The sequence below is a fragment of the Lentzea guizhouensis genome, from assembly GCF_001701025.1.
GTDB classification, from domain to species: domain Bacteria; phylum Actinomycetota; class Actinomycetes; order Mycobacteriales; family Pseudonocardiaceae; genus Lentzea; species Lentzea guizhouensis.
On record NZ_CP016793.1, the window covers coordinates 214064 to 228576 of the forward strand.

A 14513-nucleotide genomic window follows, 5' to 3' on the forward strand; every position below is an offset into this window, starting at 1 on the left:
TGGGATGACCACAACGACTTGGCAGAACACCCGGCTGTCCGTGGAGGAGATCGGGTACCTGACCGCGGGACCCGGCAGGGCCGCGGAGACCGCCTTGGCCCGGCTGATCGACGCCGGCCTGGTGCGGGTGTCCCGGGAAGGGCTCGTCTCGGCCGTGCACCAGGACGGGCAGGGCGCGGCCACGTCGGTCGAACGCCAGATCCTCGCCCAGCTGCGCACCGCCGTGCGGTTCGAGCTGGTCGTGCAGTCGGCCGCGTACAGCTCCGAGGTGCAGTGGCTGCACCGGCAGCTGCACCTGCGGAAGCTGATGCAGCTGCCCCGCCGCCGCGGCGAGTCCTGGTGGGCCTACCCCGTGATCGCGGTGGTGCTGGTGCTGCTCGGCGTCGTGTACTGGCCGGTGTTCCTCGTCGGTGTGCCGGTCGCGGTGCTGCTGTTCTTCTGGACGCGCGGCCGTGGCCCGCTCACCAAGGCCGGCCTGCAGGTCCTGCTCCAGACGACCGCGCACGACCGGGTGCACGCGGTCGCGCTGCACGGGTTCTGCGGCAGGCTGGACGGCCGTCCGGTCGCCGACCTGTTCGGCCTGCCCCAGAAGGTGGTGAAGATGCTCCCGCGCAAGCCCAACCGCCGGCAGTCCTCTTCGGACGGTGGCGGCCACGGGGCGGCGGCGGGCTGCGGTAGCTGCGGCAGCGGATGTGGTAGCAACAGCTGTGCGTCGAGCAGCGGCGGGAGCAGCTGTTCGTCGAGCAGTGGCAGCAGCTGTTCATCGGGTGGCGGCTGCGGTGGTGGCGGAGGAGGCGACTGATGGCGGGCATCAAGGACCTGGGCGTCGGCATCGGCTGGCGCTCGGAGATCGACCTGACCGTGGAACGGCTGCCCGGCGTGGACTTCGTCGAGATCGTCGCCGAGAACATCCACACCGGACACCTGCCGGAGTCCGTGACGATCCTGCTGGAGCGCGGGATCCCGGTCCTCCCCCACGCCGTGTCGTTGTCGCTGGGCGGCGCCGAGGAGGTGGACCTCAAGCGCGTCGACCACCTCGCGTCCGTCGCCGAGGCCGTCGGAGCGCCCATGGTGAGCGACCACGTGTGCTTCGTGCGCGCGGGCGGGCTCGACTCCGGCCACCTGATGCCGGTGCCGCGGACCAGGGACGCGCTCGACGTGCTCGTCGCGAACGTCAAGCGCGCCCAGGAGCACCTACCCGTGCCGCTGGCGCTGGAGAACGTCGCCGCGCTGCTGGAGTGGCCCGACGGCGAGCTGACCGAGGGCCAGTTCCTCGCCGAGCTGGTCGAGCGCACCGACTGCTGGCTGCTGGTCGACGTCGCGAACCTCTACGCCAACGCCCGCAACATCGGCACGGACCCGCAGCGGTTCCTCGACGAGATCCCGCTGGAGCGCCTCGCGTACGTGCACGTCGCCGGCGGCGAGCAGCACGGCGACATCTACCACGACACGCACGCCCACGCGGTGCTGCCCGAGGTCCTCGACGTGCTCGACGAGCTGTGCTCGCGCGTCGCACCACCCGGTGTTCTGCTCGAACGCGACGACAACTACCCGTCGGATGCCGAAATTTCGGCCGAACTGGCCGCCATCCGCGCGGTGGTGGACAAACACCGTGGCTGAGAAACCCGATCACATCGATCATTCGAGCGCACGCGAAAGGCTTGCTGCCCGGCAGGCGGAACTGCTAAACGCATTGCTCGCCGGTGGGCCGGCGCCTGCGGGATTCGACGAACAACGCGTGGAAGTCGAACGCCGCGCGTTGCTCGCGAAACGCCGCGGCATCGTCCGGATGCTCGGACCGGAGGTCGCGAACGAGCTGGGCGACCGGTTCCGGCAGCTCTTCGACGCATACGCGCTGGCCAACCCGCGCAGGGCGTCCTCGCGGGCCCGCGAGGACGCCGCCGCGTTCGCCGATTGGTTGCGCGCCGCCGGCGAACTGCAGGTGAAACGCAAGGCTCGCTGGAAGTTCTGGCAGTCGAACTGACGGGCGAACGAAAGCGCGCCGAGAATCGCCCGTTCAGCCCTGTGTGACCCCGGCCACCATCGATAGCTTCAAAAGGGCCGGGGGTCCATTTTCGCATTGCCTTCGCATTGTCGCGGAAGGGCCTTCCGGCCTGCGCGAACCACAGCGCGCAGCATTTCGAAACCACGAGGGGATTCGAATGCGCGGCAAATCGAAAGTGCTGGGCGCCGCCTTCGCGGCGCTCGCCTTGACCGCGGTACCGGCCACGGGGGCGTCAGCGGCGCCGGTGCCAGGCCAGCCCATCAAGGCAGTCGACGAGGTCACGCTCGTCACCGGCGACAAGGTCCTGCTGGGGCCAGGACAGCAGGTCGTCGCCGTCCAGCCCGGTGAGGGCAGGCAGCAGATGACCTTCAAGACCCATCGCGGTGCCGACGGGCATGTGACGGTGGTCCCGAAGGACGCGTTCGAGCCGTTGGCGGCGGACCGGCTCGACCGCAGGCTCTTCGACGTCACGACGTTGCTGGAGTTCGGTTATCGCGACCGGATGCCGTTGCTGGTGAACGGTCACGCCAGAGCCGGCGCGCGGACGGCGGGCGACTGGAGCGCGCTCCGGCAGACCGGCGACAAGATCTGGCTCGACGGCCTGCGCAAGCCGGCCCTGGACCGCAGCGTGGCGCAGATCGGCGCGCCCGCGGCCCACCAGCGCGGCATCACCGGCAAGGGGATCAAGGTCGCGATCGTCGACACCGGTGTCGACGAGAACCACCCCGACCTCAAGGGCCAGCAGGTCGCGGAGCGCAACTTCACCACCGACCCCGACAACACCGACAACGTCGGCCACGGCACCCACGTCGGTTCGACGGTCGCGAGCCATGACGCGAAGTTCGGCGGCGTGGCACCGGGTGTGCAGCTGCTCGACGCGAAGGTGTGCATCGAGTTCGGCTGCCAGGAGTCGTGGATCCTCGACGGCATGCGCTGGGCGGCGGAGCAGGGCGCCCAGGTGATCAACATGAGCCTCGGCGGCGGTGACACCCCCGAGGTGGACCCGCTGGAACAGGCCGTCAACGACCTGACCGCGCAGTACGGCACGCTGTTCGTGATCTCCGCGGGCAACTCGGGCAGCCCCGGCACGGTCGGCTCCCCCAGCACGGCCGAGGCCGCGCTCTCGGTGGGTGCGGTCGACCGCGCCGACAAGCTCGCACCGTTCTCCAGCAGGGGTCCTCGCGTCGGGGACAGCGGGCTCAAGCCCGAGGTGACCGCACCCGGCGTCGGCATCGTCGCCGCGGCGGCGGGCACGAACGGCGAGCACGTCGCGGCCGACGGGACCTCGATGGCCGCGCCGCACGTGGCGGGCGCGGCGGCGTTGTTGCGCCAGCAGCACCCGGAGTGGACGCCGGCGCAGGTGAAGTCGGCACTGGCGACCACGGCCAAGCCCACCGCGGGCGTGAGCGCGTTCGACCAGGGCGCGGGTCGCATCGACGTGGCCAAGGCGGTCGACCAGGTGCTGACCGCCGACGTCGTGGCGCTGAACCTCGGCCGGCACGAGTGGCCGCACGCCGACGACAAGCCGGAGACGAAGCCGGTCACCTACACCAACCCGACCGACGCGCCCATCACCCTCGACGTCCGGATCGACACCTCGGCGCCGGCCGGGATGTTCACGCTGAGCGCCTCGCGGGTCACCGTTCCCGCCAAGGGCACGGCGTCGTTGCAGGTCACCGCCGACACCCGCGTCGGCGGCAAGGACGGCCTGTACAGCGGCGAGGTCGTGGCCACCTCCGGCACGCACACCGTCCGCACGCTTGTCGGCGTCGACCGCGAGGTCGAGTCCTACACCCTCACGATCGACCTGACCGACCGCTCGGGTGCGGACCCGGCGAGCTCGCTGACGTTCGTCGACGGCTTGGACGTCACAGCGTTCAAGGCGGTCATCGGTGCCGGCGACCAGAAGCTGCGGCTGCCCAGGGGCACCTACATGCTCGACTCGTCGATCAGCACGCCGGAGGGCCTGGACCTGCTGCTGCAGCCGACGGTGAAGCTGACCGGCGACCTGACGGTCAAGCAGGACGCGCGGCTGGCCCAGAAGATCGACGTGCGGGCACCGGAACCCACCGGCACGTTCGCCGTCGGCGAGCTGGCCTGGCAGCGCACGTTCGGTGAGCGCAGGATCGGGGCGGGGCTGATCTCGTTCGGCGGCTTCGACCGCATCTCGGCCGCGCAGGTCGGCGGTCCGCTGTCCCCGCGTGAGCTCGCGTCGCTCACGGTGCTGCACGCCAACTCCGCCGCCGAGGCGAACACCTACTACCGCCTCGCCTACCCGGTCGGTGGCAGCCTGCCCAACGGCCTGACCCGCGCGCCGGAGAAGAAGGACCTCGCCCGCGTGGAGACGTCCTTCGGCGTCAAGCCGGACAGCCTGGTGGCCAAGGGCGAGCTGCCGTTGTCGGTGCACGGCATCGGCGGCGGTACGGCGCTCTACGAGGTGCCGGCGGGCGCCAAGGCGGTCGACTTCGTGACCACCGAGGACCTGCGCTGGCAGTCGATGGTGAGCCTCCAGCACGCCAACGGCGCCCAGGAACGCATCACGTCGAACCTGCGCACGTACGCGCCGGGCCGCACCTTCCCGGAGCGCGAGGTCGTCCCGGTGTTCTCCCCGGGGCTGCCGGAGTCGCCGTACCCGTTCGCCGAGCGGTACCGGGACCAGCTGTTCATCGGCGTGCCGATGCTGGCCGACGGCAACCACGGCAGCGGTGCGTCCACTGTGGACAAGGCGCGCACGGCCCTGTACCGCGACGGCACGCTCGTCGGTGAGCTGCCGCAGACCGGTGGCTCGTTCGCGGGCCTGCCCCTCGGTGAGGCGAGCTACCGCGCCGAGGTGAGCCTCGACCGCGCCACGCAGTTCGACCTCAGCACGCAGGTGTCGGGCAAGTGGACCTTCAAGTCGAAGGCCACCGGCGACCGGCCCACGCCGGTGCCGCTCTCGGTCGTGCGGTTCGCGCCGAAGCTCGACGCGAACGGCTCGGTACCCGCGGGCACGTTGCAGCGCATCGGACTGCTCACGCAGTCGCAGGGCGACACGGGCAAGGTGCGCGTCACCGGCGTCGAGTACTCGTTCGACGACGGCAAGTCGTGGCGTCGTGCGGGTGTCGTCGGCAACAGCGCGCTGGTCTACCACACGGCTGACGCGAAGTTCGCCTCGTTGAGGGCGACGGCGCTCGACGCCAAGGGCGGGACCGTCGAGCTCACGGTGATCCGGGCCTACCGGGTCACGGCAGGTTAGTCACCAGCTCGGCCGCCGGGACGCGGGTGCCCGTGTAGAAGGGGATCTCCTCACGCACGTGCAGCCGCGCCTCGGTGCCGCGCAGGTGGCGCATGAGGTCGACGATGCGGTGCAGCTCGTCGGCCTCGAACGCGAGCAGCCACTCGTAGTCGCCGAGCGCGAACGACGCGACGGTGTTGGCGCGCACGTCCGGGAAGTCGCGGGCCTCCTTGCCGTGGTCCGCCAGCATCTTGCGGCGGTCCTCCTCCGGCAGCAGGTACCACTCGTAGGAGCGCACGAACGGGTAGACGCAGATGTACTTGCGCGCCTCCTCGCCCGCGAGGAACGCGGGGATGTGGCTGCGGTTGAACTCCGCCGGGCGGTGCAGGGCGACCTGTGACCAGACCGGCGTGGAGACCTTGCCGAGCGGGGTGCGGCGGAAGCCGGTGTAGGCGGCCTGCACCTGCTCGATCTCCTCGGCGTGCCACCAGATCATGTAGTCCGCGTCGGCGCGCAGACCGGCCACGTCGTAGACGCCGCGCACGACGACGCCCTTGCCCTCCAACGCGTCCAGGTAGTTCTGGGTCTCGCTCGCGGCGGCGCTGCGGTCCTCGGGCAGCTTGCCGGGTTCGACCCGGAACACCGACCACATCGTGTAGCGGATGGTGTCGTTGAGCTCGTTGTAGTTCAGGCGCGCCATAGGTCCATCTTGGCACGGGCTCCTCAACGGCGAACGCGGCCCAGCAGGTGTGCTGCGACACGGGCGGCGGCCGAGTCGGCGGTGGCGATGCAGGCGGGGACGCCCACGCCGTGCAGGGTGGCGCCCGCGACGGCCAGGCCCGGCACGTCGCCGATGCCGCGTTCGATCGCGTCCACCAGGTCGACGTGGCCGACGCCGTACTGCGGCAGCCCGCCGCCCCAGCGCTGCACGACCGAGTCGATGGGCGCGGCGTTGACGCCGGTGAGCTCGTACAGGTCGTTGCGCACGGCCTTCACCAGGTCGGCGTCGCTGCGCTGCAGCAGCGCCGTCTCGCCGTGCCGCCCGACCGAGCCGCGCAGGATCACCGGTTCGCCGAGGTGGCCCCACTTGCGGCTGGAGAACGTGAACGCCTTGGCGGTGAACGGGGTGATGCGGTCGGAGTACCGCTCGCCCTCCGCGATCAGCACGCCGGAGCGGTCCGGCAGCTCGGTGCCCGGCGGCAGCGCGAGCGCCACCACGGCCATCGAGGCGACCTCGACCTTGCCGTACGCGGCGGAGACCTGCGGGGCGATCTCGGCGAGCAGCTTGCGGGCCGACGGCGCGGGCACGGCGAGCACGACACCGTCGCACTCCAGGTACTGCGGTGTCGCGGCCGAGCCGATCTCCAGCCGCCAGCCGTCACCCTGCCACGACAGGACGCGCACCGGCAGCCCCAGCCGGACCTCGGGCTTCGCGACCTCGGCGAGCCGGTCGACGAGCGTGGAGACGCCGTCGCGCAGCGAGGCGAACACCGGCGGCCGCGCGGCACGGGCTGCGGCGGCGCGGGCATGATCATCGCGGCGGCGGCCAGCACCGAGCCGACGCCCTTGTCCAGCAGGGTCGCGATCTGCGGCATCGTGGCGCGCAGACCCAGCTCGTCCGCGCGGCCCGCGTAGACCCCGCCGAGCAGCGGGCCGACCAGGCGGTCGGCGACCTCGGGACCGAACCGGTCCTTCACCAGCGCGCCGACGGCGACGTCACCGCCGTGCAGCTCGACCGGCGGCAGCGTCGGTTCCATCTCGACGCGCAACGCGCCCTCGGACGACAGCATGTGCCGCACGGTCTCCACGCTCGCCGGCACACCCATGAACGTGTGCGCCGGCAGCTGGTGCGTGCGCCCGGCCGCGTGCACGCTCGCCTTGGCCGCCGTCGGGTGCACGACCTGGCCGGTGAGGCCGACCTCGTCGATCAGCTCCTGCGCCTCGGGCTTGCGGTGCAGGAACGCCTCGGCGCCCACGTCGAACCGCACCCCGGCCAGCTCGGCCGTGCGCAGCTTGCCGCCGAGGCGGTCCGACTGCTCGATGACGGTGATCCTCGCGCCGGGGCCGAGCAGCATCCGCAGGCGGTGCGCGGCGGCCAGGCCGGAGATGCCTCCTCCGACGACGGCGACGTGCGGCGGTCTTCCGTGCATTACAAGCTGTGGATCAGTTCGACGGTCCGGGTGATGACCTCCGGATCGGTGTCGGGCAGCACGCCGTGGCCGAGGTTGAAGATGTGGCCCCGCGCGGCCTTGCCCTCGGCGTGGATGCGGCGCACCTCGCGTTCGACGGCCTCGAAGCCCGCGAAGAACAGCGCCGGGTCGAGGTTGCCCTGCACGACCGGCTTCGGCAGCTCGGGGTTCGCCTGTTCGAGGCGCTGGACGGCCACGTCGAGCGGGATGCGCCAGTCGACGCCGACGACGTCCGCGCCGGCCTCGCGCATGGCGGGCAGCAGCTCGCCGGTGCCGACGCCGAAGTGGATCCGCGGGACGCCGCTGATCGTCTCCAGAACGCGCTTCGAGTGCGGCAGCACGAACTCGCGGTAGTCGCGTTCGGACAGCGCGCCCGCCCACGAGTCGAACAGCTGCACCGCCTGCACGCCCGCGTCGAGCTGCGCGTGCAGGAACGCCGCCGTCACGTCCGCGATCTTCGCCAGCAGCGCGTGCCACAGCTCGGGGTTGCCGTGCATGAGCGCCTTGGTGCGCTCGTGGTTCTTGCTCGGCCCGCCCTCGACGAGGTAGCTGGCGAGCGTGAACGGCGCACCGGCGAACCCGATCAGCGCCACCTCCTGCGGCAGCTCCTTGAGCAACAGCCCGATCGCGTCGGCGACCGGCTGGACCTGCTCGGCATGCAGCCGCGGGAGGGCCTCGACGTCGTCGAGCGTCCTGACCGGGTGCGCGACCACGGGCCCGGTGCCGGCGACGATGTCGAGGTCGACACCGGCGGCCTTGAGCGGCACCACGATGTCGGAGAACAGGATCGCGCCGTCGACGCCGTGCCGCCGGACCGGCTGCATGGTGATCTCGCAGACCATCTCGGGATCCATGCAGGCGTCGAGCATCGCGGTGCCCTGGCGCAGCGCCCGGTACTCGGGCAACGACCGTCCCGCCTGCCGCATGAACCAGACAGGGGTGTGCGACGGGGTGCCGCCACTTGCGGCCACGAGGAGGGGAACTTGTGGAGTCATATCGCTTTCATGGTCCCACGTCTCGGCGTGCCGCCGTCACTCGGTCGGTTTGCGAGGCATACAGTCAGTTGTGTGACCGAGCCGGAAATCTTCCGCCGGGCGGTGGGGACGCTCAAGTCGGTTCGCCACAGGCCCGAGATCGAACTCACCGAGGTTCGCCCGCCGCAGCGCCTCGCCCCGTGGGCGTACGCGTTGACAGCGGAGGTCACCGGCCCGTCCGACGAACTGTCGACAGGACGGCTCGTCCTGCTGCACGACCCGGACGGCGACGAGGCGTGGGGCGGCGTCCTGCGCGTCGTGGCCTACGTCCGCGTGGAGCTCGACCACGAGCTCGCCTCCGACCCGCTGCTGCCCGAGGTCGGCTGGTCGTGGCTGACCGAGGCCCTGGAACAGTCGGCAGCCCGGTTCACCGCGCTCGGCGGCACCGTGACGCAGACCTCCTCGGCCCGCTTCGGCGACATCGCCGGCCCGGCCCGCACCGACGACCTGGAGCTGCGCGCGTCGTGGACAGCCCTCGACGGTGAGCTCGCCGAGCACGGCACCGCGTTCTACGAGCTGATGGCCACCGCCGTGGGTCTGCCTCCGGTGGGCGTCACCATGTTCGGCCAGCGCTCCTGACCCCACCCGCAACCGATATATCAGTTCGTCACTGCCCTGCCTTTGCAACGAGCTGTGCGCTCGCCGCACAACGAGCCGTTGCAAAGCCAGCGCGGCCGCCTTGCCGAACTCGCTGTTCAGCCAACTCAGCGCACCTCAGCTCGCCACACCCATCCACCTTTGCATCTGGTCGTTTGCGGTCGTCCGCAAACGACCAGATGCAAAACCGCAGGTAACTCGGGCGTGTCGGAGCGGTCAGCTGTCGGCGTCGTGCAGCACGCGGAGGATGTTCCCGCCGGCGAGCTTGGTGACGTCGTCCTCGGACCAGCCCTTGTCGAGCAGCGCGCCGATCAGGTTCGGGTAGGTCGAGACGTCCTCGAGCCCCTGCGGCAGCGCCTTCACGCCGTCGTAGTCGCCGCCGAGCCCGATGTGGTCGACGCCGACGACCTCGCGGGCGTGCTCCAGATGCGTGACGACGTCGTCGAGCGCGGCGTCCGGCTTCGGGTGCTCCTCGACCCACTGCTCGCTGAACGTCTTGCGCTCCGCCATGTCCGCGTGGCTCGCACCGGCGGCCGTCATGGCGTCACGAAGGGCTGCGTCCCATTCAGCGACACGGGGCGAAACGAAGTCCGGGACGAATGTGATCATGGCCACACCACCGTTGGCCTTCAGCTTCACCAGGACGTCGTCCGGGATGTTGCGCGGGTGGTCCGCGATGTGCCGGCAGGACGAGTGGCTGAAGATGACCGGCTTGACGCTCGTGTCGAGTGCCGCGTGCATCGTGGCGGGCGCGACGTGGCTGAGGTCGACGAGCATGCCGATGCGGTTCATCTCGCGCACGACCTCGCGGCCGAACTCGGTCAGTCCGCCGTGTTCTGGCTGGTCAGTGGCGCTGTCGGCCCACGGGGTGTTGTCGTTGTGGGTGAGCGTCATGTACCGCACGCCCAACCGGCGCAGCGCCCGCAGAACGCCGAGTGAAGAGTTGATGGAATGGCCGCCCTCGGCCCCCAGGAGGGACGCGACACGCCCGGAGGCGAAAACTTTTTCGGCCTCGGCCGCGGTGGTCGCGATCCCGAGGTGCTCGGAGTACCGCTGTGCCAGCTCGTAGACCAGCTCGACCTGCTCCAGGACGGCGGTCACGGCTCCGTCGCCGGCGAGCCTGCCGGGAATCCAGACGGACCAGAACTGCATGCCGAGGCCGCCCTCGCGCATTTTCACGATGTCCGTGTGCAGGTCCGGATGGCGTTCGGTCAGATCGACCTTCGCGGCGGTCGTGTAGACGTCCTCGCCGGTTCCCTCACCGAACTCGCGCAGTGCCCACGGCAGGTCGTTGTGGCCGTCGACGAGGGGCACACGCTGCAGCAACGCCCGCGCCCGCTCGACACCGGAACTGCTCTGCACAACCAACTCCTAGATGTCGTTCCGAGAGGGCCTCGCGTTACGCCCCCTATCTAGTTGTCATCCAATCGTGTGACACATGGGGCCATCTGTCACAACTCAATAGGGATAGATACCCGATTGATCGTCCCGTAGACCCGCATGGGCGGCTACGCTGCCCCAGACGACACCACTTTCGGTCGATCAGTGGCGCGGCTGATTGGGCGAAAGTCTCCGGTGCCGGTCGGGGGGCACGACCGACTCCAGGGAGGTAGTGACGTGGCTGCCGTCGGCTTAGGTCAGGCCGTTCGTACCACGCCAGCCGGCTCGTTGCCGGCGAACATGGTCCCGCACCCGCGGGAGGAGCTTTTTTCAGTGCTGGTGGTCGACGACCACCCACTGCTGAGGGAGGCGATATCAGCTCGGCTCACCCAGATGGGGGCCGGGACAGTGCATGAGGCCGCATCGGTGGCAGAGGCTCGGGCGCGGGCACTTGCAACCGGACCGTGCGACCTCGCGATCCTCGATCTGGGCTTGCCGGATGGCACCGGCATCGACCTGGTCACGGAACTCCGTGCCCAGGGCTGGCCCCGCATCGTGGTCCTCGCATCCTCCGACGACCCCTACGCGGTCAGGTCGGCCTTCCAGGCGGGCGCCCAGGCGTACCTCCTGAAGTCCGCCTCTCCGATGGTGGTCACCGACGGGGTGCGCAGGGTTCTCGATGGCGGCGTTTACGCAGATCCGAGCGTGGCACCAGTACTCGCAGCGGGTACTAGGGTGCCGGGCACCGACAACACGCCGCGGGAACTTTCCGCACGTGAGGTCGAGGTGCTCCAGCTGGTCGCCGATGGCCAGAGCAACAAGGAAATCGGCGAGGCTCTGAGCTTGTCCGCGTTGACGGTGAAGTCTCACCTGTCGCGGATCGGCCGGAAGCTGGGCACCGGGGATCGCGCTCAGATGGTCGCGCTGGCCATGCGTGCCGGTGTGATCCGTTAGATACCGGTTTGAAGCACTGAACCGGCCGAGAACACCTGTGAGTGGTGCGATCGTCGTAGGGTCTTCCGCTGTGGATGTACCCGCCGACGAGCCAACCGCACCAGCCGGACCCGGTCCGGTACCGCTGACGGAGCCTGCTGATGGGGTTCCGCCGGTGGTCGCCGATCCTTCTGCGCTCCGGCGAGCCGCTGACGCGCTCGCCGGGGCGAAGGGCCCGGTCGCGGTGGACACCGAGCGAGCCTCGGGCTACCGCTACTCACAGCGTGCCTATCTGGTGCAACTGCGCCGGGAAGGCGCCGGCACCTGGTTGGTCGACCCGATCGCCCTCGGCGGACGGCTCGACCCCCTGGTGGAGGCGTTGGAGGGCACTGAGTGGGTGTTGCACGCAGCGTCTCAGGACCTGCCGTGCCTCGCCGAGCTCGGGCTCCGACCCGGCGTGCTGTTCGACACCGAGCTGGCGGGCAGGCTGGCTGGGTTCGAACGCGTGGCATTGGGCACGCTGGTCGAGCGACTGCTCGGCTATCGGCTGGAGAAGGGGCACGGCGCGGCCGACTGGTCGCGCCGCCCCCTTCCTGCCGACTGGCTGACGTACGCCGCTCTGGACGTGGAGCTGCTCGTGCAGCTGCGCGACGTTCTCGAGGCCGAGCTGGAGCGCCAGGGCAAGCTCGCCTGGGCGCTCGAGGAGTTCGAAGCGGTACGGACGGCGCCTTTGCCGCGCCCCCGTACCGACCCCTGGCGGCGCACGTCGGGTATCCACCGCGTGCGCAACCAGCGCCAGCTCGCGTCGGTCCGCGCGTTGTGGGAAGCCCGCGACGCCGTGGCCCGTGAACGCGACATCGCTCCTGGCCGGGTCCTCCCGGACTCCGCCCTCATGGAAGCCGCCGCACGCAACCCCGCAACGGAAGCCGAGCTGCTCGCGCTGCCGGTGTTCCGCGGCCGTGCCCAGCGCCGGATGTCCGGCACCTGGATGAACGCTCTGCGACGCGCCTCGGCGCTGTCGAAGTCGGAGCTCCCCGAACCCGCGGCCCAGCACGACGGTCCTCCCCCGCCCAACCGCTGGGCGGACAAGGACCCGGACGCCGCCGCCCGCCTGGGCGCCACCCGCACGGCGCTGGCGGCCATCGCCGAGGCCAACACCCTCCCGGTCGAGAACCTGCTGCTGCCCGACCTGGTGCGCCGCACCTGCTGGCAGCCGCCCGCCGACCTGTCCCCCGAGTCCGTGGCCGCCGTGCTGCGCGAGGGCGGAGCGCGGTCGTGGCAGATCGACCTGACCGCGGAGGCACTGGCGAAGGCGCTCACCGCGACAGCTCCCCCTCCGGCGTCGTCCTGAACGACCTCCGGTAGGCGGTCGGGGTGAGCCCGGTGCGGCGCAGCAGGTGCTGCCGCAACGAGTCGGCGCTGCCCAGTCCGCTGTGGTGGGCGACCAGGTCCACCGGCAACGCGCTCGTCTCCAGCAGCTGACGTGCGCGGTCGACCCGCCGGTGCAGCACCCACCGCAGGGTCGCCAGCGGGGGGCGCGGTGGCGACGGTGAGCTGTTGCACCACGGCCGCGGCGGCAGCGCCGAGGTCGGTGCGCACTAGGTGCAGGCACAGCTTGATGCAGGCGGCGGCGCCTGCCGACGTGACCACGGGGCCGTCGACGACGCTCGCCTGGCGAGCACGAACGTGCCGGTGCAGATCGCGGCCATCCGCGCCCCGGCCTCCGCCACCGCCCGGACGGCGTCGAGCACCCCCGGCTCGGTGGGGCGACCACCACCGCCGATGACGACGCACGTGTCGGCGCCCTGAACGGCGGTCAGATCGTGGTCGACGACGACATCCGGGCCGCCGACCGCCTCGACCCGTCCCGGCTCGGCCGTGCACACGACGATCTCGTACCCGTTCGCGGCGTCGAGGACCATCCGCACGATGGCGAGGTCGAACGAGAACACCGGCGCGACCACGACGAAGACGATGCGGTGCATGGCCAGAACCTCTGGGAACGTGGCAAGCCGACCGGTGCCGCGAAGATCACGCGCAAACCACAGTGGGATTCTCAGCCGCATCGGCGGCAGCCCCGACCACCCGCGCGTCACCCGCATCGCGCTCGACGCGACCGACGCCACCGCACCGACCGAGCTCGCGATGGGTACCACCACGATCATCAACGCCGCCGCGCCCTGGTCGCCGTCGCCCGCGACGACCGCGCCCTCGGCCAGGCGTGGCACGCGCCGGTGGCGGTCGCGTCGGTGCGGGAGGTGGCGACCCGGCTGGACGAGCTCGCGGGCGCACCCGAACCACAGCTCGCGGAGATGACCGACCGGGAGCTGACCCTGCTCGGGAACACCGGCCCGCTGTGGGACGAGCTCTGGGAAACCGGCCACATGTCCCACCGCCCGTTCGTCGTCGACGCCTCCCGCATCGAGTCGGCGTTCGGCCTGGCCGCGACCCTGCTCGACGACGTCCTCGTCGCGATGCTGCCCGGCGCCGCCGGTCGGGTCACGCCCGGCAGCTGATCTCCATGCCGTCCTCGACCGGGAAGGCGACGCTGACGTACCCGTTCGCGGGGTCGCGCACGTAGGCGAGGTAGTCGGCCATCGACGCCTGGTCGATGTCGTCGGCGACGACGATCGCACCGGGTGCGAGCCGGGGCTCGAGGTCGCGCAGCACGGGCAGGCAGAGCTCCTTCCAGCCGTCGAGCAGGACGAGCCCGATCGGGCCCCGGAGGCCGGCGAGCGTGCGCCGGGCGTCACCGGGCAGGACCGTCACGACGCCGCCGAGCCCGGCCTCGTCGAGGTTGCGCCGCGCGTGCTCGACCTTCGCCAGGGACATCTCGGTCCCGTAGACGTGACCCCTGCCGTTGTCGGCGACGGCCGCGGCGAGGTGGAGCGTCGAGATGCCGAACGACGTGCCGAACTCGACGACGGTGTCCGGGCGGCTCGACCGCACCAGGGCGTAGAGGAGCTCTCCGCCGCGCGCGGAGATCGGCATGTAGCAACCGGCCAGCGCGTCGGCCCGGTCCTGGGTCCCGGCCGAACGCAGCGCCTCCCACGACGGCACCTCGCAGGTGTCGTCGTGGGAGGCGGCGGCGAAGAGCCGGTCGATCGTCGAACGAACCCTGGGATCCCGCAGTGTGTTGGTCATGCCGGCTAGAGTAGACG

At 70.9% G+C, this 14513-nt stretch carries 14 protein-coding genes and 1 pseudogene; 8 read left to right on the forward strand and 7 right to left on the reverse strand.

What is annotated here, in order from left to right; translation table 11 throughout:
• The first annotated feature begins 4 nt into the window (after nt 1–4).
• From BBK82_RS01000 to BBK82_RS01015, 4 genes are all read left to right on the forward strand, one after another.
• Nucleotides 5–802, forward strand: coding sequence for a TIGR04222 domain-containing membrane protein (locus tag BBK82_RS01000; protein WP_071812506.1), 798 nt, complete (start codon nt 5–7; stop codon nt 800–802).
• Nucleotides 802–1620, forward strand: coding sequence for an MbnB/TglH/ChrH family RiPP precursor modification enzyme (locus BBK82_RS01005; RefSeq protein WP_154696978.1), 819 nt, complete (start codon nt 802–804; stop codon nt 1618–1620). The genes BBK82_RS01000 and BBK82_RS01005 overlap by 1 nt, the downstream gene beginning before the upstream one ends.
• A complete protein-coding gene (locus BBK82_RS01010; protein WP_237047988.1) occupies nt 1613–1984 on the forward strand; it encodes an SCO6045 C-terminal-like domain-containing protein in 372 nt (123 codons plus the stop codon). The genes BBK82_RS01005 and BBK82_RS01010 overlap by 8 nt, the downstream gene beginning before the upstream one ends.
• A gap of 178 nt (nt 1985–2162) precedes the next feature.
• Nucleotides 2163–5240 carry a S8 family serine peptidase gene (locus tag BBK82_RS01015; protein WP_065913289.1) on the forward strand — a complete coding sequence of 1026 codons (3078 nt, stop codon included), beginning with the start codon at nt 2163–2165 and terminating at the stop codon, nt 5238–5240.
• Here BBK82_RS01015 and hemQ read toward each other — a convergent pair.
• The 3 genes and pseudogenes from hemQ to hemE form a co-directional block, all read right to left on the reverse strand.
• Entirely contained in the window at nt 5227–5919 is a 693-nt protein-coding gene (gene hemQ, locus BBK82_RS01020) for a hydrogen peroxide-dependent heme synthase (RefSeq protein WP_065913290.1), read from the reverse strand. The genes BBK82_RS01015 and hemQ overlap by 14 nt on opposite strands.
• 23 nt (nt 5920–5942) lie before the next feature.
• Nucleotides 5943–7369, reverse strand: a pseudogene (hemG, locus tag BBK82_RS01025) (protoporphyrinogen oxidase).
• Nucleotides 7369–8403, reverse strand: coding sequence for a uroporphyrinogen decarboxylase (hemE, locus tag BBK82_RS01030; protein ID WP_065913291.1), 1035 nt, complete (start codon nt 8401–8403; stop codon nt 7369–7371). The pseudogene hemG and the gene hemE overlap by 1 nt, the downstream one beginning before the upstream one ends.
• Nucleotides 8404–8475: 72 nt before the next feature.
• Between hemE and BBK82_RS01035 the strand changes: the two genes are divergently transcribed.
• Complete coding sequence (locus BBK82_RS01035; protein ID WP_065913292.1) at nt 8476–9021, forward strand: DUF3000 domain-containing protein; 546 nt, start codon at nt 8476–8478, stop codon at nt 9019–9021.
• A gap of 234 nt (nt 9022–9255) precedes the next feature.
• Here the strand turns inward: BBK82_RS01035 and BBK82_RS01040 are convergent, their stop codons facing one another.
• Nucleotides 9256–10401 (reverse strand): dipeptidase, encoded by a 1146-nt coding sequence (locus BBK82_RS01040; RefSeq protein ID WP_065913293.1) that lies wholly within the window; start codon nt 10399–10401, stop codon nt 9256–9258.
• 255 nt (nt 10402–10656) lie between these two features.
• On the opposite strand from BBK82_RS01040, the gene BBK82_RS01045 reads away from it, so the two are divergent.
• Nucleotides 10657–11373 carry a response regulator gene (locus tag BBK82_RS01045; RefSeq protein WP_015099292.1) on the forward strand — a complete coding sequence of 239 codons (717 nt, stop codon included), beginning with the start codon at nt 10657–10659 and terminating at the stop codon, nt 11371–11373.
• A 70-nt stretch (nt 11374–11443) separates the two neighbouring features.
• Entirely contained in the window at nt 11444–12703 is a 1260-nt protein-coding gene (locus tag BBK82_RS01050) for an HRDC domain-containing protein (RefSeq protein WP_065913294.1), read from the forward strand.
• Here BBK82_RS01050 and BBK82_RS52610 read toward each other — a convergent pair.
• Both BBK82_RS52610 and BBK82_RS52615 read right to left on the reverse strand, forming a co-directional pair.
• A complete protein-coding gene (locus BBK82_RS52610; protein ID WP_218920564.1) occupies nt 12669–12863 on the reverse strand; it encodes a helix-turn-helix domain-containing protein in 195 nt (64 codons plus the stop codon). The genes BBK82_RS01050 and BBK82_RS52610 overlap by 35 nt on opposite strands.
• A gap of 87 nt (nt 12864–12950) precedes the next feature.
• Nucleotides 12951–13580, reverse strand: coding sequence for a DJ-1/PfpI family protein (locus BBK82_RS52615; RefSeq protein ID WP_218920565.1), 630 nt, complete (start codon nt 13578–13580; stop codon nt 12951–12953).
• 6 nt (nt 13581–13586) lie between these two features.
• Between BBK82_RS52615 and BBK82_RS01060 the strand changes: the two genes are divergently transcribed.
• Nucleotides 13587–13868 (forward strand): hypothetical protein, encoded by a 282-nt coding sequence (locus tag BBK82_RS01060; protein ID WP_065913295.1) that lies wholly within the window; start codon nt 13587–13589, stop codon nt 13866–13868.
• On the opposite strand, the gene BBK82_RS01065 is transcribed toward BBK82_RS01060, so the two are convergent.
• Nucleotides 13852–14496 (reverse strand): O-methyltransferase, encoded by a 645-nt coding sequence (locus tag BBK82_RS01065; RefSeq protein ID WP_065913296.1) that lies wholly within the window; start codon nt 14494–14496, stop codon nt 13852–13854. The genes BBK82_RS01060 and BBK82_RS01065 overlap by 17 nt on opposite strands.
• Nucleotides 14497–14513: the final 17 nt, after the last annotated feature.